Below are 24,395 nucleotides of genomic sequence, written 5' to 3'. Positions count from 1 at the left end.
CCTCGCATCGAACGCCGAACGCGTGGGCGGCCGCGATGCGATTCATTTTGCGTTGATTCGCGCAATCAAGATTGAATGCGTCGGCACGCCATTCTAGACTCGTTCGCACATTGACGAAGACGAGGCCGGCGGCGATGAATTCCTTGCAAGCACTGACGCATCTTTGGCATCTCGCCGCGGGCAATCCGGCTGCGCTGGAGCGCGTCGATCTCGACGGCGGCGATCCCGGCCTGCCGTCGGTACATCGGATTGGCGTGCTCGCCGCGTCGACGATCGCGGCTGCCGGGCTGGCGGCCGCCGAGTGCTATCGCGTGCGAACCGGGCGTGCGCAGCGCGTCGGCGTGTCGGTGCGGCGCGCGCTCGCGGCGTTTCGCAGCGAGCGGTATTTGCGCGTCGACGGCGGCGCGCCACCCGAGCCGCGCCATGCCGTCACCGGTTTTTACCAGACGCGCGACGCGCGCTGGATTCAGCTTCACGCGAATTTTCCGCATCATCTGGCCGGCATCGTCGAGGTGCTCGGCTGCGGCGGCGAACCAGGCCAGGTGGCAGCGGCGATTCGCGGCTGGGATGGCGAGACGCTCGACGCAACGCTCGCCGAAGCAGGGCTTTGCGCAGCGTTGATTCGCTCTCCAAAAGAATGGCGCGCGCTCGAACCCGCGCGTGCGCTCGAGCGGGGAGCGCTGTTCGAGATCGAACGCATTGGCGACGCACCGCCGAAGCCCGTCGGCGCGGACGGGCGAATCGCGGCGGGCATGCGCGCGCATGCGGGCGCCGCCGCGGTCTTGCAGCCGCTGTCCGGTACGCTCGTGCTCGATCTGACGCGGATCATCGCCGGGCCTGTCGCGGGCCGCACGCTTGCGCAGCACGGCGCGCAGGTGCTGCTCGTCAATGGCCCGCATCTGCCGAACATTCCGGCGCTCGTGATCGACAACGGCCGCGGCAAGCGCTCGGCGCTCGTCGATCTGCGCGACGATGCCGGGCGCGCGACGCTCGATGTGCTTGCGTCGCGTGCCGACGTGTTCGTGCAATCGTACCGGCCGGGCGCGCTCGATGCGCTCGGCTTCGGCGCGACCGAGCTGGCGCGGCGTCATCCGGGGATCGTCTGCGTGTCGGTGTGCGCATACGGATACGACGGGCCGTGGGCGTCGCGCCGCGGCTTCGATAGTCTCGTGCAGTCGGCAAGCGGCATTGCCTGGACCGAGCAGCGCGCGGCGGGCACCCGCGCGCCGCGGCATCTGCCTTGCCAGGCGCTTGATCATGCCACCGGCTATCTCGCAGCGTTCGGCGCGATGATGGCGCTCGTGCGCCGCGCGCGCGAAGGCGGAAGCTGGCGGGTGCGCGTGTCGCTGGCGCAAACCGGGCGGTGGCTGCAGTCGATGGGGCTTGTCGACGGGGGCGAGCGCGCGCCGGATTTGACGCTCGACGATGTCCGCGATTGTCTGGACGACGCGATCGATTCGCCGTTCGGTGCGGTGCGCGGCGTGCAGCCGGCCGAGCGATTGTCGGAGACTGCGCCTGGTTTCGGGCGGCCGCCCGTGCCCGTCGGCAGCGACGCGCCGTGCTGGTTATCGTGACGCGGCGCGGCTTGTATCCGTCAGTATCCGCCCATTGCCGCGCAGTGCCGCCTGTTTTCGTATATTGCGCGATGCGCGATTTCACGCGTCGCCCGGGGCGGGTTCGAGCGCCACGGCAGCATTGAGCGCTAGGCACTTGGCGCTGGGTGTCGCGGCGGCATGGGGCGCGAGCGGCCCGCGTGCACCCCGCAAAGCCCGTTATTTGCGCAATTCGATGACGAAATCGTAGTAGTCGTTGCGGCAATAGGTATCGGTCAGCTCGATCGCGCGCTGATCGTGCGTGAAGCCGATCCGCGTGATCAGCAGCAGCGCGTCGTGCGGTGCGATGTCCATCTGCCTGGCGATTTCGTCGCTCGCGTTGACCGCGCGGAAGTGCTGCAGCGCGCGCACGATCGGCGTGCCGCGCTGCTCGAGATAGCTGTACAGCGAATCGCCGATCGATTGCGGCTCGGGAATGATCGTTGCCGGAAACGTCGAGTTCTCGACCGCCATCACGATGCCGTCCGCGAGCCGCAGGCGCTTCAATCGCGTGACCGACGCGGCGGGCGACAGCCCGAGCTGGATCACTTCGTCGCGGTTCGCGGGTTCGATCCCGCGCGCAAGCCAAGTCGAGCTTGGCGTGAAGCCGCGGCGCTTGAGCATTTCGCTGAAGCTCGACAGGCGCGACAGCGGGTCTTCATAGCGCGGCTGGATGAAGTTGCCGGCGCCTTGCGTGCGCCGGATCAGCCCTTGCTCGACGAGCAGCGCGATCGCCTTGCGCGCGGTGATGCGTGACACGCCGAGCGATTCCGCCAGCAGCCGCTCGGACGGCAACGCTTCGCCGGCGGTCCAGCGATTGTCGTGGATCGCGTCACCGAGTTTGCGGGCGAGTTGCAGATAGAGCGGCGTGTCGTTGTCGGGATCGGGGCGCAGGCCGGACCAGCGGTCTTCCATCGATGGCTTCATGAATGGGTTGCAGAAAACAGTGCAGCCATTCTAAGACATCGCGTGCTGGCGTTATAACCGGTTTTTGCGCCGAGTGCGGTTTGCGATGGTACAAGCCGCTAAACTGACGAAACGGCGCGCGTCGGCGGGCCGCGTGCGAATCTGTGACGACGGAGGCCAGATGACAAGCATCCTCGAGACGACCGTCGCGCTGCCCGGCGGCGAGCGCATTCCGAGGCTCGGGCAAGGCACCTGGGAAATGGGCGAGCAGGCGTCGCGGCGCGCGGCGGAGATCGCCGCGCTGCGCGAAGGCGTGGAGCTTGGGATGACGCTTATCGATACCGCGGAAATGTACGGCGACGGCGCGACCGAAACGCTCGTCGGCGAAGCGCTCGCCGACCGGCGCGACGAACTGTTCATCGTCAGCAAGGTGCTGCCGCAGCATGCGAGCCGCGCGGGCGTGATCGCCGCGTGCGAAGCGAGCCTGAAGCGGCTGCGTACCGACCGGATCGATCTGTATCTGCTGCACTGGCGCGGCGCGATTCCGCTCGCGCAGACGCTCGCCGGCTTCAGCGCGTTGCGCGACGCGGGCAAGATTCGCTACTGGGGCGTCAGCAACTTCGACGTCGACGACATGGAGGAACTCGTCGATATCGTGGACGGTGACGCATGCGCGACGAACCAGATTCTCTACAACCTCGCGCGTCGCGCTCCGGAATTCGATCTGCTGCCGTGGCTCGCGCGTCACGGCATGCCCGCGATGGCGTACAGCCCGATCGATCACCTGCGTTTTCCGAAGCGCACGGTGCTCGACGGCATCGCACGCGAACGCGGCGTGTCGCCGATGCGCGTCGCGCTTGCATGGGTGCTCGCGCAGCCGAACGTACTCGCGATTCCGAAGGCGGGCAAGATCGAACATGTGCGCGACAATCGCGCGGCGCTCGATCTGACGCTCGACGCAACCGAGCGCGCCCGGCTCGATGCGCATTTCAGGCCGCCGCAGCGCAAGCGGCCGCTCGAAACGCTGTAGCGGCGAGGCGGCCGACGCGCGGGCGAAGGGCGTCGCCCCGCGCTGCGCGCCGGTGTGCCGCCGGCGCCGTTCGCGGCGCGATGAATTGGCATTGGCCGTGCGCGGAATGTCAATTGACATCCGTTGTCGCGCGAGCGGCACGGCAAACTCGCTAATGGACGAAGCCACGAAAAAGCCCGTCCGTTTCCGGGCGGGCTGGTTGGCTTCGCGGCGGAGCAATGAGCAATAGGGACAACGGCAGCAATGCCGATGCCCGCGCCGCGCGCCGAGCCGCGTGCGCAGCCCGGCGCGAGCGCGCTTATCGGCGGTCGACCTGCTTCGCGTTGATGACGGCCTCGGACACGTTCGCGGGCGTTTCCGCGTAGTGCTTGAACTCCATCGTGTAAGTCGCGCGGCCTTGCGTTGCCGAGCGCAGCGACGTCGAATAGCCGAACATCTCGGCGAGCGGCACCTCGGCGCGCACGATCTTGCCGCCGCCGCCCGCGATGTCGTCCATTCCCTGAACGATGCCGCGCCGGCTCGACAAATCGCCCATCACGTTGCCCATGAAATCCTCGGGCGTTTCGACCTCCACGGCCATCATCGGCTCGAGCAGCACCGGTTTCGCACGGCGCATCGCTTCCTTGAACGCCATCGAGCCGGCCATCCGGAACGCGTTTTCATTCGAGTCGACGTCATGGTACGAACCGAACGTCAGGTGGACCTTCACGTCGACGACCGGATAGCCCGCCAGCACGCCGGATTTCAGCGTGTCCTGAATGCCCTTGTCGACGGCCGGAATGTATTCACGCGGAATCACGCCGCCCTTGATCTCGTCGAGGAATTCGTAGCCTTTGCCAGGATTCGGCTCGAGCGTGATCACCGCATGACCGTACTGGCCGCGGCCGCCCGACTGCTTGACGAACTTGCCCTCGACGTCGGCCGCCTTCGTGCGCACCGTCTCGCGATACGCGACCTGCGGCTTGCCGACCGTCGCTTCGACGCCGAATTCGCGCTTCATCCGGTCGACCAGGATTTCGAGATGCAACTCGCCCATCCCGGAAATGATGGTCTGCCCGGATTCCTCGTCGGTCTGCACGCGGAACGACGGGTCTTCCTGTGCGAGGCGGTTCAGCGCGAGGCCCATCTTTTCCTGGTCGGCCTTCGTCTTCGGCTCGACGGCCTGCGAGATCACCGGCTCCGGAAACTCCATGCGCTCGAGAATGATCGGGTTGGCCGGGTCGCACAGCGTATCGCCCGTGGTCGCTTCCTTCAGCCCGACGGCCGCCGCGATATCGCCCGCGCGCACTTCCTTGATTTCCTTGCGCTCGTTCGCATGCATCTGCAAGATCCGGCCGAGCCGCTCCTTCTTGTCCTTCACCGCGTTCAACACGGTGTCGCCCGATTCGACAACGCCCGAATAAACGCGGAAGAAGATCAGCTGGCCGACGAACGGATCGGTCATGATCTTGAACGCGAGCGCGGAGAACGGCTCGTCGTCGCTCGGATGGCGTTCCGCTTCGTTGTCGTGCAGATCGTGGCCGAGGATCGCGGGCACGTCCACGGGCGACGGCAGGTAGTCGATCACCGCGTCGAGCATTGCCTGCACGCCCTTGTTCTTGAACGCACTGCCGCACAGCATCGGCACGATCTCGTTGGCGATCGTGCGCTGGCGCAACGCCGTCTTGATCTCGTCCTCGGTCAGCGAATCGTGATCGGTCAGGTATTTCTCGAGCAATGCCTCGCTTGCCTCGGCGGCCGCCTCGACCATCTTTTCGCGCCATTCGCGCGCAAGCTCGACGAGATTCGCCGGGATCTCCTCATAAGTGAACTTGACGCCCTGGCTTTCGTCGTCCCAGACGATCGCCTTCATCTTCACGAGATCGACGACGCCCTGGAAGTGCTCCTCCGCGCCGATCGGGATCTGCACGGGCACCGCGACGCCTTTCAGGCGCTCACCGATTTGCCGCTGCACGCGGAAGAAATCCGCGCCGATGCGGTCCATCTTGTTGACGAACGCGATGCGTGGCACCTTGTACTTGTTCGCCTGGCGCCACACGGTTTCCGATTGCGGCTGCACGCCGCCCACCGAGTCGTAGACCATGCACGCGCCGTCGAGCACGCGCATCGAGCGCTCGACTTCGATTGTGAAATCGACGTGTCCAGGGGTATCGATGATGTTGATCCGGTGTTCCGGATAGTTGCCGGCCATGCCTTTCCAGAACGCGGTCGTCGCGGCGGACGTGATCGTGATGCCGCGTTCCTGTTCCTGCTCCATCCAGTCCATCGTCGCTGCGCCGTCGTGAACCTCGCCGATCTTGTGGCTCACGCCGGTATAGAAGAGGATGCGCTCGGTTGTCGTGGTCTTGCCGGCGTCGATGTGAGCGCTGATCCCAATATTTCTATAGCGCTCGATGGGCGTTTTGCGGGGCACGTGAACCTCCTAATGGTCCTGGATGGAAACGGGCCGGCTGGACCGGCCGGCGCCGTCGTTCTCTCGAGACTTAAAGCATAGCGCTTGCTCAAGGCTTTTGCAGATGCGGGCGGCAAGCCGCGCAATCAAGGCCGGTGCGCCACGTCTGCGCGCTGCGCCGCGCGGCGTGCGTTGCCCGCCCTGGGCGCAAACGGCTCATGCAAAAAAGCCGGCGCGCGGCCGGCTCGTCCTGGCAACGGCAACTCGCCGGCGCGCCCAGGGCAGGCGGGCTGCAGCGGCGTTACTGCGGCTTTGGCAGCCCGTCGATCTTCATGCCCGGCTTGATGCCTTTTGCCGCGAACCAGCCCTTGCTCATCTCAAGCGCATAGACGCCATTGTTGCGCGGGCAGTGGTTATTGGTGGTCTCGGCCTGCATTTCGTCGATGTCGGTGATCGTGCCGTCCGCGCGGATGAACGCAATCGACAGCGGGATCAGCGTGTTTTTCATCCAAAAGCAATGCACCGCGTTCTCGTTGAACACGAACAACATCCCTTCGTTCGGTGCGAGCTGCGACCGGTACATCAGGCCCTGCTCGCGATCGGAATCGTTTGCCGCAACGGCCGCGTCGATCACATGCATGCCGGCGCGCAGCTTCGCGCGCGGGAAATCGCCCGGTTGCTTCGCGCTGGGCGGCAGTTGCGCGGTCTGTGCAAGCGCGGCCTGCATGCCGCCCGCGGCGAGCGCGATCGCGACCGGAATGACGGCGGCTCGCGCGACGCGGGCGAGCGAAGAGCATGGGGAAAATCGCACGGCGAAAGCTCCTATCGGGAAAACGAGACTCGCATGGTACTCGACGCGCGGCATCGCGCGCAGCGTGGCGGCCGAATCGATGCGCCCGCGCCGCGTCGCGCGAACAAAGAAAAAGGCAGATCGCTTCGCAACGATCTGCCTTGGAACGCCGTAAGAACGGCAACAGCTTGTTCTTGACTGCGTATTACAACTTGCTTACTTAGTTCGAAGCAGCAGCCGGGGCTTCGGCTTCGCTTGCTGCCTTCTTCGCAGCGTGGTGCTTCTTCGAAGCGTGGTGCTTCTTGTGCGTAGCCTTCTTGGCCGGTGCCGAAGCGGCTTCAGCCGGAGCAGCCGAAGCAGCGACCGGAGCCGAAGCTTGTGCGAAAGCAGCCGTTGCGAACAGGCCAGCAACCAGAGCAGCGATCAGTTTGTTCATGTTGTGTTTCCTCAGCTTTAGTTAATTAACCAAATGACCCGGCATAGGAGTCATGTCGTCTAACGTGCCATCCACCTTTCGGTTGACAGACGCATCGAGAAAAATCTCGTCGCGCTGCGGGCGTCCTGTCTGCGGCTTGACGTCGATCAAACGACGCAGCAGCGGTTCGGACACGAATGCCGGATAGCTGGGAGCGGCATCTGTACCGTCTAACGCACCGGGCTCTCAGTCGGTTGACGCGCGATGTCGAGCGTCACGCAAATGTCACCGCCGGCACCGTTCGCAGCGGCCGGCGAGGTTAGCCGCGCTGCGGCAAGCCGTCCCACGGCGCGTGCGGCGGCAGCTCGCGAGTTTCACCGGGCGCGAGGCCGAGCGCGAACACGTCAAGCGCGCCGATGCCGACGCGCACGAGACGCAGCGTCGGAAAGCCGACGGCGGCGGTCATGCGCCGCACCTGGCGGTTCTTGCCTTCGGCAATCTCCAGTTCGATCCAGGTGGTCGGGATCGCCGCGCGGTAGCGGATCGGCGGCGTGCGTGGCCAGAGCGCGTCGGGCGGCGCGATGATGCGCGCGTGGCATGGCCGGCTCACGTAATCGCCGAGATCGACGCCGCGTGCCAAATGCGCGAGCGCTTCGCCCGTCGGCGCGCCCTCGACTTGCGCCCAATACCGCTTGACCAGTTTGTGACGGGGCTCGGCGATCCTCGCTTGCAGCGCGCCGTCGTCGGTGAGCAGCAGCAGTCCCTCGCTGTCGGCGTCGAGCCGGCCTGCCGGGTAGACGCCGGGCGTCTGCACCCAGTCGCCGAGCGACGTGCGGGTGTCGTGCGCAGAGAATTGGCAGATCGTGCCGAACGGCTTGTTGAGAGCGATGAGGCGCATGATGGTACGGAGCCCGGGCATTGGGGCGCAGGCCGCGTCGTATGGCAAATGGCGGAATCTTAATGCATAATACGGAACGGCAAGTCTTTTGTCTTATATAAGACCTAAGCAAAAGCTTGCGCGAGCCCCGCGCGCTGAGCCCACGTCATCTCGCGCCGCCTCATGCCGTTGGAGCGCTAGAATAGCGGCTTGCCGGCGCCGGGCCGGCGCCGCGCGCCCGGCTGCGCACAACCAGATACTCATCAGCTCAGCCCTATCACTGGAGTCGATCATGCCGTATCAGCACATCAAGGTTCCGGAAGGCGGTGACAAGATCACCGTCAATCAGGATTTTTCGCTCAACGTTTCCGATCAGCCGATCATCCCTTACATCGAAGGGGACGGCACGGGCTTCGACATCACGCCGGTGATGATCAAGGTCGTCGACGCGGCGGTCGAAAAGGCGTATGGCGGCAAGAAGAAGATCCACTGGATGGAAATCTACGCGGGCGAGAAGGCGACCAAGGTCTACGGCCCGGACGTCTGGCTGCCGGACGAGACGCTGCAGGTGCTGAAGGAGTATGTCGTATCGATCAAGGGGCCGCTCACGACCCCGGTGGGCGGCGGCATCCGTTCGCTGAACGTCGCGCTGCGCCAGGAACTCGACCTGTACGTGTGCCTGCGCCCGATCCAGTACTTCAAAGGCGTGCCGTCGCCCGTGCGCGAGCCGGAGAAGACCAACATGGTGATTTTCCGCGAGAATTCGGAAGATATCTACGCGGGTATCGAATGGGCGGCCGAGTCCGAGCAGGCGAAGAAGGTCATCAAGTTCCTGCAGGAAGAGATGGGCGTGAAGAAAATCCGCTTCCCGCAAACGTCGGGCATCGGCATCAAGCCTGTGTCGAAGGAAGGCACCGAGCGGCTCGTGCGCAAGGCCATTCAGTATGCGATCGACAACGACCGCAAGTCGGTCACGCTCGTCCACAAGGGCAACATCATGAAGTTCACGGAAGGTGCGTTCCGTGACTACGGCTATGCGCTCGCGCAAAAGGAATTCGGCGCGGAGCTGATCGACGGCGGTCCGTGGATGAAGTTCAAGAACCTGAAGACGGGCAACGAGATCGTAATCAAGGATTCGATCGCCGACGCATTCCTTCAGCAGATCCTGCTGCGCCCGGCCGAATACGACGTGATCGCGACGCTGAACCTGAACGGCGACTACATCTCCGATGCGCTCGCCGCGCAGGTCGGCGGCATTGGCATCGCGCCGGGCGCGAACCTGTCGGATTCGGTGGCGATGTTCGAGGCGACGCACGGCACGGCGCCGAAGTACGCGGGCAAGGACTATGTGAACCCCGGCTCCGAGATCCTGTCGGCCGAAATGATGCTGCGCCACCTCGGCTGGACTGAAGCGGCCGACGTGATCATTGCGGCGATGGAGAAATCGATTCTGCAAAAGCGCGTCACGTATGACTTCGCGCGTCTGATGGAAGGCGCGACGCAAGTGTCGTGCTCGGGCTTCGGTCAAGTGCTGATCGAAAACATGCAGTAAGCGCATCGGCGTTGCCGACGTGGAACGACACCCCGGCAGGCCGCGCGCCCGCCGGGGTGTTTTCGTTCCAGGCGCGGCATATTCACGCGGTGCTCGGCTGGGCATCGGGCGCGACGCTGGTGTATCGTCGTCGAAATGTCTGTTTTAGCAGAGTAAAAAGAGGACAAAGTCTATGTTGCGCAGACAATTCTTGACCCACGCGTTCGCGGCGGCGGCCGCGTCGTTGTTCGCCCGCGGCGTGGCGGCAGCGGATCATTCGATGCAGGGCATGGCTGGGATGGACGACATGCCGGATATGAAGCCCAAGCGCGCCGGCGCTCACGGCGGCAAGCCGGCCGTTGCAACGCCGGCGCGTGCGGCGCTTGCCGCGCCCGATGCGCTGCCCGCAGGCGCGCCGCTTGCTCCGCTGCGCGTGCTCGCGAACGAAAGCCGCGAGCCGGGCGTGTTCCGCGCGACGCTCACAGCCGAGCCCATCGCGCGGGCAGTGCTGCCGGGCGCGCCGGCAACGACATTCTGGCAATACGGCGCCGGCACGCAAGGGCCGGTTGTCGGGCCGCTCATCAATTTGCGCGAGGGCGACGCCGTCGAGATCCGTTTCGTCAACCGGCTGCCGCAGCCTTCGACGATTCACTGGCATGGATTGCCCGTGCCGCCCGATCAAGACGGCAACCCGACCGATCTCGTCGCGCCGGGCGCGACGCGCGTCTACCGCTTCACGTTGCCCAAGGGAAGCGCGGGCACGTATTGGTATCACCCGCATCCGCATATGTACACGGCCGAGCAGGTGTTTCGCGGGCTCGCGGGGCCGATTGTCGTGCGCGCCGCCGACGATCCGCTCGCCGGTTGGCCCGAGCGGCAGCTTTTCGTTTCGGACCTGAAGCTTGCGGCCGACGGCGCGATCGCGCCGAACGACATAATGGATTGGATGAACGGCCGTGAGGGGCAGTACGTGCTCGTCAACGGTGCGCGGCGGCCGCGGATCGTGCTCACCGGCGATGAACGCTGGCGGATCTGGAACGCATGCAATGCGCGCTATCTGCTGATCGCATTCGACGACGGCCGCAGCTTTGCGCATGTCGGCACCGATGGCGGCCTGTTCGACGCGCCACGCGAGGTGACGTCGCTGCTGCTTGCGCCGGGCGAGCGCGCCGAGTTTGTCGTGCGCGCGGGCGCGACGGCGTCGCGCGCGGCATTGACCGCGCTTGGCTACGATCGCGGCAAGATGTCGATGCAGCGCGGCGCGTATGAAAGCGCGTCCACGCCCGAGCGTGCGCTGGCGCTTGCCGACGTTTCATTCGAGCCCAGCGTCGCGCCGCGCGAGCTGCCCGCCACACTGCGCGCGGTGCCCGCGTTCGGTGAGCCGGCGGCGCGCAAGGAAGTGGTCTTTGCCGAAGAGATGGACATGGACGCGATGATGCGTGGGAGCACACGCGGCCGGCCGGCTGGTATGCGCTTCATGGTGAACGGCGCGACATTCGATCCGCGTCGCACGACTTTCACGAGCCGGCGCGGCGACGTCGAGCTATGGACGATCCGCAACGAAACCGACATGGACCATCCATTTCATCTGCACGGCACGCAGTTCCAGGTAATCGAGCGCGAAACGGCGGGTAAAAAGGTGGTGGAGCCCTATCGCGCATGGCGTGATACGGTCAATGTCGGCGACGGAGAAACCGTGCGGATTCTTGTGACGCAAACCGAGCGCGGCGAGCGGATGTTCCATTGTCATATTCTCGAACACGAGGATCTCGGTATGATGGGTGTTCTGAAAGTCATTTGAAATGAATGGGCAGGGGATATTTTGTAATCCAGCGCGCATTTGATTGCCGCCGCGCTGGCAAGAATCAAAACCGGCGCAAAAAAAAACCCGGCTGGAAGCCGGGCTTTCGATTCTTTATCCAGATAGCTCTTAAGAAGCAGCTTGGATATTTGACGCTTGTTTGCCTTTCGGACCTTGGACGACTTCGAAGCTCACTTTCTGGCCTTCCTTCAGGGTCTTGAAGCCCTGCATGTTGATTGCCGAGAAATGTGCAAACAGATCTTCGCCGCCTTCGTCGGGCGTAATGAAACCGAAGCCCTTCGCGTCATTGAACCATTTGACAATACCAGTTGCCATACCTACTTCCCCTGTCACACAAGTCGCTACTTACAACGAGCACGCTCGAAAAGCTAAACGACCTACGCAGCCGTTCCCCCCTCACAAGCTCACCTCGGCCTTTTCCGATTGTCAAAGACATATTGTCGAAGACGAATTGAAAAAAGTGCCAGCTTGATTGTTGGCGCTCTTTATTGGAGTGTCAAGGAAATTTTTAGACGTATACGGGGACGTTGTAAAGAACCCATTTTTCAGGGTTTATCCCGCTTTGCTTTGCGGCATCCGCGCAAGCGAGGCTGCTTGAAAAGTCGCATAATCGTCTTACATACCGGAGGCGGGTGACACGCGTTCGACAGCGCGCAATGTGGGATACTCGATCTGGCGTGGCGCGCGAGCGGCGCATTCCTATGACGCGCGCAACGAACGCAAGCCGGTACCGCAAGCCGGTTTGCGTCCGTCGCGGCAGACGCATCCCGCGCGCGGCACCGGGAGGCCGGGAAGGGCGCCGGCTGGTCAAGTCGGTTAATGACAGGATTGCGGGCCTGTCCGAGTTGTTTAGAATGGGTGTATGGCGATTATCCCGGACAAGCAGGACAGTACCGTCCTGGAACGCAAGGAGCAGCAGCTCAAGCCGCCTTCGATGTACAAGGTGGTGCTCCTCAATGACGATTTCACGCCGATGGAGTTTGTCGTCATGGTCGTCCAGGAGTATTTCAAGAAAGATCGCGAAACGGCCACACAGATTATGCTGAAGGTGCATCGCGAAGGGCGGGGGGTTTGTGGGGTCTATACGCGGGACATCGCGTCGACCAAAGTCGAGCAAGTCGTTACCCATGCGCGGCAGGCAGGGCATCCGCTGCAGTGCGTGATGGAGGAAGCATGATTGCCCAGGAATTGGAAGTCAGCTTGCACATGGCGTTCATGGAAGCGCGCCAGGCGCGGCATGAGTTCATTACGGTCGAGCATCTTTTGCTGGCGCTGTTGGATAATCCGACAGCGGCCGAAGTGTTGCGCGCGTGCGCCGCGAACATCGAGGACCTGCGTCAGAACCTGCGCAATTTCATTCACGACAATACGCCGACGGTGCCCGGCACCGATGACGTCGACACGCAACCGACACTCGGTTTCCAGCGCGTGATTCAACGCGCGATCATGCATGTGCAGTCGACGTCGAACGGCAAGAAGGAAGTGACGGGCGCGAATGTGCTCGTCGCGATCTTCGGTGAAAAGGATTCGCACGCGGTCTACTATTTGCAGCAGCAGGGCGTGACGCGTCTCGATGTCGTCAACTTCATTTCGCATGGCATCGCGAAGACGAGCACCGGTGAATCCGCGAAGCCCGCTGATGCGAACGCCGAAGCCGACGATACGAACACGCAGAAAGAAACGCCGCTCGCGCAGTTCACGCAGAACCTGAACCAAATGGCGAAGGACGGCCGCATCGATCCGCTGATTGGGCGCGAGTCCGAAGTCGAGCGCGTCGTGCAGGTGCTGTGCCGCCGCCGCAAGAACAATCCGCTGCTCGTCGGCGAGGCGGGGGTCGGCAAGACCGCGATCGCCGAAGGGCTCGCTTACCGGATCACGCGCGGCGAGGTGCCGGACATTCTCGCGAACGCCCAGGTCTATTCGCTCGACATGGGCGCACTGCTTGCCGGCACCAAATATCGCGGCGATTTCGAGCAGCGTCTGAAGACGGTGCTCAAGGAATTGAAGGAGCGCCCGCACGCGATTCTCTTCATCGACGAGATTCACACGCTGATCGGCGCGGGTGCCGCATCGGGCGGCACGCTCGATGCGTCGAACCTGCTGAAGCCGGCGCTGTCGTCGGGTACGCTCAAGTGCATTGGCGCGACGACGTTCACCGAATACCGTGGCATTTTCGAGAAGGACGCGGCGCTGTCGCGGCGCTTCCAGAAGGTCGATGTGACCGAGCCGACGGTCGAGCAGACGGTGGCGATTCTGCGCGGGTTGAAGTCGCGCTTCGAGGAGCATCACGGCGTCAAGTATTCGTCGGGTGCGCTGTCGGCCGCCGCGGAATTGTCCGCGCGCTTCATCACCGACCGCCATTTGCCCGACAAGGCGATCGACGTGATCGACGAGGCTGGCGCGGCCCAGCGCGTGCTGCCGAAGTCGAAGCAGAAGAAGACGATCGGCAAGAGCGAAATCGAGGAAATCATCTCGAAGATCGCCCGCGTGCCGCCGCAAAGCGTGTCGCAGGACGATCGCAGCAAGCTGCAGACGCTCGATCGCGATCTGAAGAGCGTCGTGTTCGGCCAGGACCCGGCGATCGACGCGCTCGCGGCCGCGATCAAGATGGCGCGCGCGGGCCTCGGCAAGCTCGACAAGCCGATCGGCGCGTTCCTGTTCTCTGGTCCGACCGGCGTCGGCAAGACCGAGGTCGCACGGCAACTGGCGTTCACGCTCGGCATCGAGCTGATTCGCTTCGACATGTCGGAGTACATGGAGCGGCATGCGGTGAGCCGTCTGATTGGCGCGCCGCCGGGCTACGTCGGCTTCGACCAGGGCGGGTTGCTCACCGAGGCGGTGACGAAGAAGCCGCATTGCGTGCTGCTGCTCGACGAGATCGAGAAGGCGCATCCGGATATCTTCAACGTGCTGCTGCAGGTGATGGACCACGGCACGCTGACCGACAACAACGGCCGCAAGGCGGATTTCCGCAACGTCATCATCATCATGACGACGAACGCGGGCGCCGAGTCGATGCAGAAGGCGACGATCGGTTTCACGACGCGCCGCGAAGTCGGTGACGAAATGGCCGACATCAAGCGGTTGTTCACGCCCGAATTCCGCAACCGGCTCGACGCGACCATCAGCTTCCGTCCGCTCGATGAGGAAATCATCATGCGGGTGGTCGACAAGTTCCTGATCCAGCTCGAAGAGCAACTTCACGAGAAGAAGGTCGAAGCGCTTTTCACCGATGCGCTGCGCAAGCATCTCGCGAAGCATGGCTTCGATCCGCTGATGGGCGCGCGCCCGATGCAGCGGCTGATTCAGGATACGATCCGCCGCGCGCTTGCCGACGAGTTGCTGTTTGGCAAGCTTGTCAGCGGCGGCCGGGTGACGGTCGATGTCGATGGCGACGACAAGGTGCAATTGTCATTCGACAAGACGGCGACGCCGCCTAGCAAGCCCAACGAGGAAACGGTGGAAGTCGAATAACAGTCATCATTTCGCTTTAAACAAACGGCGCGGGAAGTCCTCCGCGCCGTTTCGTTTTATTTGAAGGCAGTCAACGAGCATGGATTCGGGAGTTTGATTTGACGGTACAAGAACGGACGTTCGATTCGATCGTCGAGCGTGAGAAGGGCTTGAGGCGCGGGTTGACGTCGGGCCAGATGGCGATGATCGCGATCGGCGGCGCGATTGGCACGGGGCTATTTCTGGGCAGCGGCTTCGCGATCCAGCTCGCGGGGCCAGGCGTGCTCGTGTCATATGCGATCGGCGCGCTGATCGCGCTGCTGCTGATGGGCGCGCTTGCGGAGATGACGGTTGCGCATCCCACGTCGGGTTCGTTCGGCGCATATGCGGAGCACTATGTCGGCCCGCTCGCCGGGTTTCTCGTCCGTTACGCGTACTGGCTGGCGGTGGTGTTCGCGGTGGGCACCGAGATCAGCGCGATTGCCGTCTTCATGAAGTATTGGTTTGCGGGGGTGCCCGGCTGGTATTGGGTCGTCGGTTTCTCGGCAGCGCTGATCGTGGTCAATATGGCGAGCGTGACGTTGTACGGTGTGGTCGAGTACGCGTTTTCGATGCTGAAGATCGCGGCGATCGTCGCTTTCGTCGTGCTCGGTGCATATTTTGTCGGCACGGCGCCGGCGTCGTCCGGTATCGGCGCGGCAAACTACGTTGCGCACGACGGCTTTTTCCCGAAAGGCGCATGGGGCACCTGGGTCGCGGTGATCGTCGCGATCTTCAGCTATATGAGCATCGAAACCGTCGCGATTGCAGCCGGCGAGGCGCGCGATCCGCAACGCGCGGTGTCACGCGCGTTTCGCTCGACGGTGTTTCGCCTCGTGCTGTTTTATTTGCTCACGCTGTCGCTGATGCTGGCGATCGTGCCATGGACGCAAGCCGGCACCGATGAAAGCCCGTTCGTCAAGGTGATGGCCGCGACGCACGTGCCCTATGCGGCCGGCGTGATCAACTTCGTCGTGCTGGTTGCGGCGCTGTCCGCGATGAACAGCCAACTCTACGTGACGACGCGGATGATGTTCAGCCTGTCGCGCGCGGGGCTCGCGCCGGCGATATTCGGGCGCATCGGTGCGAACGGCGTGCCGGTTGCGGCGCTCGCCGTATCGTCGAGCGGTATCGCGGTCGCAGCGGTGGTGGTCGCGGCGTATCCGGAAACCGCCTATACGCTGCTGATGGCGATTGCGATGTTCGGCGCGCTATTCACATGGCTGATGATCTTCGTCACGCATTTGTTTTTCCGCGCGCGCTATCGCGGGCCAGCACCCGCGTTTCGGATGTGGCTGCATCCGGCCGGCAGTTTGCTCGGCGCGGCGCTCGTCGGCGCGGTGCTTGTCACGACAGCATTCACGCGCGAATTCCAGATGACGATGGTGGTCGGCATCGTGTTCATCGTGCTGCTTACGCTCGCTTATCGTTTGTATTATCGGAAGCGGCACATCCGTTAGTGCGCGCACTAACGGAAGGCGCCGCAAGAGCGCCGTATCGCAAATAATTGAAAGCGAGGCAGTATGGGCGATAAACAGAACCATGCGGCGCGCGGGGCGAGGGCAAAAGCCGGCGTGCCGCCGCGTATCGTGAGGCTCGTGGCGGCCAGCGTGCTTGTTGGTGCGGCCGCACTGCCGTGGCCGGCAGCTTCGTTCGGCGCGCTCGCGCGCGCGTCGGTGAACCGTGATGCCGTGCCGCTGCTCGACACCACACCCTGGCTCGCCAGCATACAAGCGCCAAAGACGCCTTTTTTCGAGCGACAGGCGGATGCCGAGCATGTGTCGTTCCATTTCACGAACAGCGGCCGCTATCTGGCGAAAGGCAACCGGGTGATCGTAGCCGAGTCGCCGGAAGGCGACATGTGGATGGACGGTATGGTGTATGCGACCTACATCGATCGTCAGGGCGTGGCGATATCCGGCTGGCTTGTGCGCTCGCATCTGAAGCCGGCGGCCGCATCGGCGCGCGCGTCCGGCTGGGACGGCGATTGGCGCAGCAGCGACGGCGCGCGCAGGCTGATTGTGCATGGCGGGCGTGTCAGTTATTCGTTCGGCGGCGCGGCCACGACGACGCGCATGGAAATGTTGCTGATGATGAAATCCGTGTCGGATGTCGACGCGACCTTGCTGCGCCCGCAGGCGTCAGGCGCAGCCTGCGAGCTCGATGCGCGGCGTCTCGACGATTATCTGGTGGTCGCCGCGCGGGATTGTTTCATTCGTGGTGTGAATCCGGGTGGGATTCTGCGCAGGATGCGTTAATTTGCGCGGCTGCCGCCGGTTGGCGTGATCGACCTTAATGTGTTGTTAAGCGAGCGTCCCATAGCATTCGAGCCTCGTAAGCCGTATGCGGCGGCTAGGCTGGCGCGTCGGCCCATCGCGGCCTATTGCGGCCCATCGCAGTCTATCCGGCCCCCGATTTTTCCTGAGGCTCGCATGAATAAACTTCCGGCGATCACGCTCGCCTTCTGGGTGATGAAGATCTGTGCGACGACGCTCGGCGAGACGGGCGGCGATCTGCTGTCGATGACGCTCAACGTGGGTTATCTGTACAGCTCGTTGATTCTCTTTTCGTTTTTCATCGTCACGCTCGTCGCGCAGCTCGCGACAGCACGTTATCGCCCGGTGATCTATTGGGCCGTGATCGTGGCAACCAGCACGGCTGGCACGACGATGTCCGATTTTATGGACCGCACGCTCGGCTTGGGCTACGCGGCCGGCTCGGCGATTCTGGTCGCGATTTTGCTGACGATCTTCGCCGTTTGGCGGTGGTCGGGCGAATCGTTGTCGGTCGACCAGATCCGCACCCGCAAGGTCGAAGTGCTGTACTGGATCGCGATCCTGTTCTCGAACACGCTCGGTACCGCGCTCGGCGATTTTCTCGCCGACAGTTCGGGCCTGGGTTTCGCGGGCGGCGCAATGCTGATCGGCGGGCTGCTCGTCGTGATCGTGCTCGCGGCATATTGGACGAACGTTTCGCGCGTATTCCTCTTCTGGGCGGCGTTCGTGCTGACGCGGCCGTTCGGCGCGACGCTCGGCGATTTGCTGACGAAGCCGCCCGCCAAGGGCGGGCTGGGGGCCGGCACGATCGGCTCGTCGGCGATTCTCGCGGGGGTGCTGATCGCGCTCGTGATTTACGCGACGATCGCCGAATCGACGCGCGCGAAGCGTGAGCGTGCGTTGCGGATCGGCTGGCAGGAGCGGGCGTTCGAAGAGTGAGCGGTGCCGCAGCGCAGGGCGATGCGCGTGCGGGCGGTCATCCGCCCGCACGCGTTTTTCATCGGGCGCTCAGTGCCGGCCAGTGCTGCCGAAGCCGCCCGCGCCGCGCTCGCTTTGCGCGAATTCGTCGACGATATTGAACGTCGCTTGCACGACGGGCACGATCACGAGCTGCGCGAGGCGCTCGAACGGATTCAGCACGAATTCGCTCTGTTCGCGGTTCCAGGTCGAGATCATCAGTTCGCCCTGGTAATCGGAGTCGATCAGGCCGACGAGATTGCCGAGCACGATGCCGTGTTTATGGCCGAGGCCCGAACGCGGCAGGATCAGCGCCGCATGGCCGGGATCGGCAACGTGGATCGCAAGGCCGGTGCGGATCAGCGCCGTGTCGCCCGGCTTCAGCGTGACGCTCGCATCGAGGCACGCGCGCAGGTCGAGACCGGCGCTGCCCGGCGTCGCGTAGTGCGGCAGGTAGTCGCGCATCCGCGCATCGAGAATCTTCAGGTCGAGTTTCATGCGGTGACGATCGGTGACGGAGGTTTAAAGGCGCGGCCGCGTGAGACGGCCGCGGGACGGCGGGCGAAAGCCCGGCCGGCGTTAAATCAGGCGAGTGTCGGGCAGCCGCTTGGCGATCTCGGCAATGAGCGCATGCGCGAGCGTCATCTTGTTCGCGCGCGGCAAGCGCGTCGTGCCGCCGGCTTCGAACAGCACGACTTCGTTGTCGTCGAGGCCGAAGGTCAGCGGCCCGAGATTGCCGATCAGAAGCGGCACGTTCTTGCGCACGCGCTTTTCCTCGCCGTGCACGTCGAGATCGCCGCTTTCCGCCGCGAAGCCGACGCAGTACGGCGCGTTGGGCTGTGCGGCGACGCTCGCGAGGATATCCGGATTCTCGACGAACGATAGCGCCGGCATCTTGTGATCGGCGGTTTTCTTGATCTTGTGCTCGGCGGGCTGCGCCGCACGCCAGTCGGCGACCGCGGCGACCGCGACGAAGACGTCGGCGCTCGGCACGGCATGCATCACCGCGTCGTACATCTGCTGAGCGGTTTGCACGTCTTCGCGCCACACGCCCCACGGTGTCGGCAATGAAACGGGGCCGGCGATCAAATGGACGTCGGCGCCCGCCTGCTGCGCGGCGCGCGCAAGCGCGAAGCCCATCTTGCCGCTCGAACGGTTGGTGAGTCCGCGCACCGGGTCGAGCGGCTCGAACGTCGGGCCGGCGGTGATCAGCACGCGGCGGTGCGCGAGCACCTTCGGCTGGAAGTGCGACACGATCGCCTCGTAGATCGCCTCCGGTTCGAGCATGCGGCCGTCGCCGGTCTCGCCGCACGCCTGCGAGCCGGAATCCGGCCCGAGCACGGCGACGCCGTCCGCGCGAAGCTGCGCCGCGTTGCGCTGCGTGGCCGGGTTTTGCCACATCTGACGGTTCATCGTGGGCACGACGAGCAGCGGGCAGTCGCGCGCGACGGCGAGCGTCGACAGCAGATCGTCGGCGAAGCCATGCGCGAGCTTGGCGAGAAAGTCGGTCGACGCGGGGGCGATCACCATCGCGTCGGCTTCGCGCGATAGATCGATGTGCGCCATGTTGTTGGGCACCCGCGCGTCCCATTGGCTCGTATAGACGGGGCGGCCCGACAGCGCCTGCATCGTGACGGGCGTGATGAATTGCGCCGCGGCTTCGGTCATCACGATTTGCACGCTCGCGCCGGCCTTGGTCAGCAGGCGCGTGAGTTCGGCGATCTTGTAGCACGCGATGCCGCCCGTGAGGCCGACGACGAGGTGTTTTCCTGCGAGTTCTGCGTGTGCCAATTGGGGCCTCCGTAAGCGGGCGGCCGGCGCGCTGCGCCGGCCGTTGCGCGCCGTGCCGGCGCTCAGCGCGTGCCGCGCACCCGGCGCAGCTCGTCGTAGACGAGGAGCACCGCGCCGATCGTGATCGCCGTGTCGGCGAGATTGAACGCGGGCCAGTGCCACGCGCCGACATGGAAGTCTAGAAAGTCGATCACATGGCCGTACAGCAGCCGGTCGATCACGTTGCCGAGCGCGCCGCCAAGGATCAGTGCGAGCGCAAGGCTGAACAGGCGCTGATGGCCGTGGCGCTTCAACAGGTAGCAGATCACGACCGTCGCGCCGAGGCCGAGCGCCGTGAACGCCCAGCGCTGCCAGCCGCTCGCGGTGCCGAGAAAGCCGAACGCGGCGCCGCGGTTATAGATCAGCGTCAGATTGAAGAACGGCGTGAGCGGGTGCAGCACGCCATAGGCGAACGTGCGCAGCACGGCGATCTTCGTCAGTTGATCGAACAGGATCACGATCAGCGAGAGGCCGAGCCACGGCGCGAGCGCGCCGCTCGTGGATTTCGATTGGGTTGCCTTGGACACGGTTTTCACCATTTAAGCCGCGCTCCGGATTTCGCCGTTTTCGAACAGGTTGGAGAAACAGCGGCCGCAGAGCGCCGGATGATCGGCGTGCGCGCCGACATCCTCGCGATAGTGCCAGCAGCGCTCGCATTTCTGATACTTCGACGCCGCGACTTCGACGCCTTCGTCGGCTTCGCCGTCGACCTTCGCGAGCGTCGCGGCCGACGTGATCAGCACGAACTTCAGATCGCCGCCGAGGCTTGCGAGCGCGTCGTAGCGCGCACCCGACGCGCGCACGACGACTTCGGCTTGCAGCGACGAGCCGATGCGGTTCGCGGTGCGTGCTTCCTCGAGCGCCTTCGTGACGGCGCCGCGCACGTCACGCAACAGCGCCCATTTTTCGACGAGCGCGTCGGCGCCGTCGATCTGCGGATACGCGTAATAGGTTTCGGTGAAGATCGTTTCGCTCGACGGCTGGAACACGCGCCAGGCTTCCTCGGCGGTAAACGACAGGAACGGCGCGAGCACGCGCAGCAGGCCCTGCGTGAGGTGATAGAGCGCCGTTTGCGCGCCGCGCCGCGCGCGGGACGCGGCCGCGCTCGTATAGAGGCGGTCCTTCAGCACATCCAGATAGAAGCCGCCGAGATCCTCCGAACAGAACGTCTGCAGCTTCGCGACGATCGGGTGGAACTCGTACTTGTCGTAATGGGCGAGCAGCTCCGCCTGCAGCTTCGCGGCGAATGCAACCGCGTAGCGGTCGATCTCGAGCCATTCGCTTGCGGGCAGTGCGTCCTTTGCGTAATCGAAGTCCGACAGGTTCGCGAGCAGGAAGCGCAGCGTGTTGCGGATCCGGCGATATCCTTCCGTCACGCGCTTGAGGATTTCCTCCGAGATCGCAAGCTCGCCCGAATAGTCGGTCGATGCGATCCACAGCCGGATGATTTCCGCGCCGAGCCGGTTTGCGACTTCATGCGGATCGACGCCGTTGCCGAGCGACTTGCTCATCTTGCGGCCTTCGCCGTCGACCGTGAAGCCGTGCGTGAGGAGCGCCTTGTACGGCGCGCGGCCGTCGAGCATCGACGCGGTCAGCAGCGACGAATGGAACCAGCCGCGGTGCTGGTCCGAGCCTTCGAGGTAGAGATCGGCCGGGAATTGCAGCTGATCCTTGTGCGAGCCGCGCAGCACGTGCCAATGCGTCGTGCCCGAATCGAACCAGACGTCGAGCGTGTCGCGGTTCTTTTCGTAGAGGTCCGCATCGTCGCCGATCAGCTCGCGGGCATCGAGCGTCTGCCATGCCTCGATGCCGGCCTGCTCGACGCGTTTTGCGACTTCCTCGAGCAGCTCGAGCGTGCGCGGGTGCAGCTCGCCGGTTTCCTTGTGGACGAAGAACGCCATCGGCACGCCCCATTGGCGCTGCCGCGACAGCGTCCAGTCGGGGCGGTTCGCGATCATGCTGTGAAGGCGCTGCTTGCCCCACGACGGATAGAACGCGGTCGCGTCGACGCCTTCGAGCGCGGTCTCGCGCAGCGTCTTGCCGCCGCTCGCGGGCGTCACGTCCATGCCGGCGAACCACTGCGACGTCGCGCGATAGATGATCGGCGTCTTGTGACGCCAGCAGTGCATGTAACTGTGCGAGTAGTGCTCGTTGCGCAGCAGCGTGCCGGCGGACTTCAGCGCCTCGACGACCTTCGGGTTCGCGTCCCAGATCGACAGGCCGCCGAACAGCGGCAGCGATTCGATATAGCGGCCGTCGCCCATCACCGGATTGATGATGTCCGAGTCGGTCATCCCGTGCGCCTTGCACGACGTGAAATCCTCGATGCCGTAGGCAGGCGACGAGTGAACGACGCCCGTGCCGGTATCGGTCGTCACGTAATCGCCGAGATAGACGGGCGACGTGCGCTTGTAGCCCGGATGCGCGGCGGCAAGCGGATGGTGAAAACGCAGGCCGGCAAGCTTGTCGCCGCGCGCCGTCGCGATGACGCGGCCGCTCAGGCCGAAATCCTTCATGCACGCTGGCACGCGCTCGTCGGCGATGACGAGCAGGCCGCGCTCCGTCTCGACGAGCGCGTAGACGATCTCCGGATGCAGGTTGAGCGCCTGGTTCGCGGGAATCGTCCACGGCGTGGTCGTCCAGATCACGATGCCGCCGTCGGCGCGCGGCAGCGCGGGCAGGCCGAACGCGTGCGCGGTCTTGTCGGGCTCGGCGAACGGGAACAGCACGTCGATCGTCGGATCGGTGCGGTCCTTGTATTCGACTTCGGCCTCCGCGAGCGCCGAGCCGCAATCGAAGCACCAGTTGACCGGCTTCAGGCCGCGGTACACGTAGCCCTTTTCGAGGATCTTGCCGAGCGCGCGGATTTCCTCGGCCTCGTTGACGAAATTCATCGTCTTGTACGGATTGTCCCAGTCGCCGAGCACGCCGAGACGCTTGAAGCCGGCTTTCTGCTTATCGATCTGCTCGCCTGCATACGCGCGCGCGCGGCTCATGACCTCGGCCGCGGGCAGCGATTTGCCGAACTGCTTCTCGATCTGGATTTCGATCGGCATGCCATGGCAATCCCAGCCGGGCACGTAAGGCGCGTCGAAGCCGGCCATGTTGCGCGACTTGACGACGATGTCCTTCAGGATCTTGTTGACCGCGTGACCGAGGTGAATGTCGCCGTTCGCATACGGCGGGCCGTCGTGCAGGATGAATTTCGGCCGGCCGCGGCTCGCTTCGCGGATCTTGTCGTAGACGCCGCGCGCTTCCCAGTCCGCGACCCATTGCGGCTCGCGCTTGGGCAGATCGCCGCGCATCGGGAACGGCGTGTCGAGCAGGTTGACCGGATATTTGGCCTGCGGTTTCGAATCGGCTTTTTTGTTGCTCATGTCGGGATCGCTTTGAAAATCTCGAGGACGCTCGCGCGTCGTGTATCGTGGGCGCGGCGCCGGGATCGGGCGGCGCGGCGGGCGGGGCACCCGGCGAGACGGGCAGCGGCGCTTCAGCTAATTCGGTCGGTGGCCGACGTCGCGAAGCCGGTTGCGCGGCTGCCCGGCGCGCGGCCGTGCGCGGCGAAGTACGCGCGCGTGTCGGCGACGTCCTGGGCGATCGCGCGCGCGAGCGTTTCGAGATCGACGAATTTCGCCTCGTCGCGCAGTTTCTTCAGGAATTCGACGCGTACGATCTTGCCGTATGCGTTGCCGTGCCAGTCGAGCAAATGCACTTCGAGCAGCACGCGGCCCGAATCGTCGACGGTCGGCCGCACGCCGAGGCTCGCGACGCCGGGCAGCGGCTCGGGCGTGATGCCGTGCACTTGCACGACGAAGATGCCGGACAGCGCGGGGCGCTTGTGTGCGATCGGCAGATTCAGCGTCGGAAAGCCGAGGTCGCGGCCGAGCTTCAGGCCGTGGACGACATGCCCGCTGATCGCGTAACCATGGCCGAGCGCGGCCGCCGCGGCGTCGAGATCGCCCGCGGCGAGCGCCGCGCGCACGCCGGAACTCGAGATGCGCTGGCCGTCGGCGCCGGCGAGCGTCTGCATCTGCTCGACCTCGAAGCCGTGGTGTTCGCCCGCTGCCTTCAGCGACGCGAAGCTGCCGGCGCGCTTCGCGCCGTAGCAGAAATCGTCGCCGACCATGATCCAGCGCGTGTGCAGGCCGTCGACGAGCGTGCGCTCGACGAACGCATCCGGCGATTGGTTCGCGAACGTGTGATTGAAATGCTCGACGACGACCCGGTCGACCCCGTGCTCGCGCAGTGCCTCGAGCTTGTCGCGTAGCATCGCGATGCGCGGCGGCGCGCCGGCCGGATTGAAGAATTCGCGCGGATGGGGCTCGAACGTCATCACGCAGACGGGCAGCCCGCGCGCGTCCGCCGCCGCGCGCACGCGCGCGAGCAGGGCCTGGTGGCCGCGATGGACACCGTCGAAGTTGCCGATCGTCAGCGCGCACGGGGCGCGGCTTTCGTCGTTGGGCAGGCCGCGGAAGACTTTCACGT

21 protein-coding genes are annotated in these 24,395 nt (G+C 64.5%); 9 read left to right on the top strand and 12 right to left on the bottom strand.

The window, feature by feature from the left end:
- Nucleotides 1-134: 134 nt before the first annotated feature.
- Complete coding sequence (locus tag WS68_RS03620; protein WP_059569589.1) at nucleotides 135-1,574, top strand: CoA transferase; 1,440 nt, start codon at nucleotides 135-137, stop codon at nucleotides 1,572-1,574.
- Nucleotides 1,575-1,772: 198 nt separating this feature from the next.
- On the opposite strand, the gene WS68_RS03615 is transcribed toward WS68_RS03620, so the two are convergent.
- Nucleotides 1,773-2,519 carry a GntR family transcriptional regulator gene (locus WS68_RS03615; RefSeq protein ID WP_059569462.1) on the bottom strand — a complete coding sequence of 249 codons (747 nt, stop codon included), beginning with the start codon at nucleotides 2,517-2,519 and terminating at the stop codon, nucleotides 1,773-1,775.
- A 160-nt stretch (nucleotides 2,520-2,679) separates the two neighbouring features.
- Here WS68_RS03615 and WS68_RS03610 point away from each other — a divergent pair, with 160 nt between their 5' ends.
- The gene (locus WS68_RS03610) at nucleotides 2,680-3,528 is read left to right on the top strand and encodes an aldo/keto reductase (protein WP_059569588.1); all 849 of its coding nucleotides are present in this window, start codon (nucleotides 2,680-2,682) and stop codon (nucleotides 3,526-3,528) included.
- Nucleotides 3,529-3,826: 298 nt separating this feature from the next.
- On the opposite strand, the gene fusA is transcribed toward WS68_RS03610, so the two are convergent.
- The 5 genes from fusA to WS68_RS03595 all read right to left on the bottom strand — a co-directional run bounded on the left by fusA (nucleotide 3,827) and on the right by WS68_RS03595 (nucleotide 8,023).
- Nucleotides 3,827-5,941 (bottom strand): elongation factor G, encoded by a 2,115-nt coding sequence (gene fusA / locus WS68_RS03605; protein ID WP_059569461.1) that lies wholly within the window; start codon nucleotides 5,939-5,941, stop codon nucleotides 3,827-3,829.
- 280 nt (nucleotides 5,942-6,221) lie between these two features.
- Entirely contained in the window at nucleotides 6,222-6,731 is a 510-nt protein-coding gene (locus tag WS68_RS03600; RefSeq protein WP_059569587.1) for a DUF192 domain-containing protein, read from the bottom strand.
- A gap of 199 nt (nucleotides 6,732-6,930) precedes the next feature.
- Nucleotides 6,931-7,146 carry a hypothetical protein gene (locus tag WS68_RS25660; RefSeq protein ID WP_082709777.1) on the bottom strand — a complete coding sequence of 72 codons (216 nt, stop codon included), beginning with the start codon at nucleotides 7,144-7,146 and terminating at the stop codon, nucleotides 6,931-6,933.
- A gap of 21 nt (nucleotides 7,147-7,167) precedes the next feature.
- Nucleotides 7,168-7,320 carry a hypothetical protein gene (locus WS68_RS27230; protein WP_156429324.1) on the bottom strand — a complete coding sequence of 51 codons (153 nt, stop codon included), beginning with the start codon at nucleotides 7,318-7,320 and terminating at the stop codon, nucleotides 7,168-7,170.
- A 124-nt stretch (nucleotides 7,321-7,444) separates the two neighbouring features.
- On the bottom strand, nucleotides 7,445-8,023 hold the full coding sequence (locus WS68_RS03595; protein WP_059569586.1) for a pseudouridine synthase: 579 nt from the start codon (nucleotides 8,021-8,023) through the stop codon (nucleotides 7,445-7,447).
- Nucleotides 8,024-8,294: 271 nt separating this feature from the next.
- On the opposite strand from WS68_RS03595, the gene icd reads away from it, so the two are divergent.
- Together icd and WS68_RS03585 are read left to right on the top strand one after the other, a co-directional pair.
- Nucleotides 8,295-9,554: an NADP-dependent isocitrate dehydrogenase gene (gene icd, locus WS68_RS03590; protein WP_059569460.1), complete on the top strand. Its 1,260-nt coding sequence runs from the start codon at nucleotides 8,295-8,297 to the stop codon at nucleotides 9,552-9,554.
- Between the two features lie 172 nt (nucleotides 9,555-9,726).
- Nucleotides 9,727-11,334: a multicopper oxidase family protein gene (locus tag WS68_RS03585; RefSeq protein WP_059569459.1), complete on the top strand. Its 1,608-nt coding sequence runs from the start codon at nucleotides 9,727-9,729 to the stop codon at nucleotides 11,332-11,334.
- A 129-nt stretch (nucleotides 11,335-11,463) separates the two neighbouring features.
- Here the strand turns inward: WS68_RS03585 and WS68_RS03580 are convergent, their stop codons facing one another.
- Nucleotides 11,464-11,670, bottom strand: a complete 207-nt coding sequence (locus WS68_RS03580; protein ID WP_059520474.1) for a cold-shock protein — start codon at nucleotides 11,668-11,670, stop codon at nucleotides 11,464-11,466.
- A 547-nt stretch (nucleotides 11,671-12,217) separates the two neighbouring features.
- Here WS68_RS03580 and clpS point away from each other — a divergent pair.
- From clpS to WS68_RS03555, 5 genes are all read left to right on the top strand, one after another.
- Nucleotides 12,218-12,532, top strand: a complete 315-nt coding sequence (gene clpS / locus WS68_RS03575) for an ATP-dependent Clp protease adapter ClpS (RefSeq protein WP_059520473.1) — start codon at nucleotides 12,218-12,220, stop codon at nucleotides 12,530-12,532.
- Nucleotides 12,529-14,829: an ATP-dependent Clp protease ATP-binding subunit ClpA gene (gene clpA / locus WS68_RS03570; protein WP_059569458.1), complete on the top strand. Its 2,301-nt coding sequence runs from the start codon at nucleotides 12,529-12,531 to the stop codon at nucleotides 14,827-14,829. Before clpS ends, clpA begins: the two co-directional genes overlap by 4 nt.
- A 98-nt stretch (nucleotides 14,830-14,927) precedes the next feature.
- Nucleotides 14,928-16,307, top strand: coding sequence for an amino acid permease (locus tag WS68_RS03565; protein WP_059569457.1), 1,380 nt, complete (start codon nucleotides 14,928-14,930; stop codon nucleotides 16,305-16,307).
- A gap of 63 nt (nucleotides 16,308-16,370) precedes the next feature.
- A complete protein-coding gene (locus tag WS68_RS03560) occupies nucleotides 16,371-17,105 on the top strand; it encodes a hypothetical protein (protein WP_059569456.1) in 735 nt (244 codons plus the stop codon).
- 174 nt (nucleotides 17,106-17,279) lie between these two features.
- Nucleotides 17,280-18,062, top strand: a complete 783-nt coding sequence (locus tag WS68_RS03555; RefSeq protein WP_059569455.1) for a COG4705 family protein — start codon at nucleotides 17,280-17,282, stop codon at nucleotides 18,060-18,062.
- 69 nt (nucleotides 18,063-18,131) lie between these two features.
- Here the strand turns inward: WS68_RS03555 and dut are convergent, their stop codons facing one another.
- The 5 genes from dut to WS68_RS03530 all read right to left on the bottom strand — a co-directional run bounded on the left by dut (nucleotide 18,132) and on the right by WS68_RS03530 (nucleotide 24,393).
- Nucleotides 18,132-18,578: a dUTP diphosphatase gene (gene dut / locus WS68_RS03550; protein WP_059569454.1), complete on the bottom strand. Its 447-nt coding sequence runs from the start codon at nucleotides 18,576-18,578 to the stop codon at nucleotides 18,132-18,134.
- A gap of 81 nt (nucleotides 18,579-18,659) precedes the next feature.
- The gene (coaBC, locus tag WS68_RS03545) at nucleotides 18,660-19,871 is read right to left on the bottom strand and encodes a bifunctional phosphopantothenoylcysteine decarboxylase/phosphopantothenate--cysteine ligase CoaBC (protein WP_059569453.1); all 1,212 of its coding nucleotides are present in this window, start codon (nucleotides 19,869-19,871) and stop codon (nucleotides 18,660-18,662) included.
- A 62-nt stretch (nucleotides 19,872-19,933) separates the two neighbouring features.
- On the bottom strand, nucleotides 19,934-20,449 hold the full coding sequence (gene lspA, locus WS68_RS03540) for a signal peptidase II (protein WP_059569452.1): 516 nt from the start codon (nucleotides 20,447-20,449) through the stop codon (nucleotides 19,934-19,936).
- Nucleotides 20,450-23,287, bottom strand: a complete 2,838-nt coding sequence (gene ileS, locus WS68_RS03535; protein ID WP_059569451.1) for an isoleucine--tRNA ligase — start codon at nucleotides 23,285-23,287, stop codon at nucleotides 20,450-20,452. It abuts the gene before it with no gap.
- 113 nt (nucleotides 23,288-23,400) lie between these two features.
- Entirely contained in the window at nucleotides 23,401-24,393 is a 993-nt protein-coding gene (locus tag WS68_RS03530) for a bifunctional riboflavin kinase/FAD synthetase (RefSeq protein ID WP_059569450.1), read from the bottom strand.
- Nucleotides 24,394-24,395 lie beyond the last annotated feature (2 nt).

It is taken from the genome of Burkholderia sp. TSV86 (genome assembly GCF_001522865.1).
Classification (GTDB): domain Bacteria; phylum Pseudomonadota; class Gammaproteobacteria; order Burkholderiales; family Burkholderiaceae; genus Burkholderia.
The sequence above is the reverse complement of the archived record's forward strand: the minus strand, read 5'-3'. Positions and strand labels throughout refer to the sequence as shown.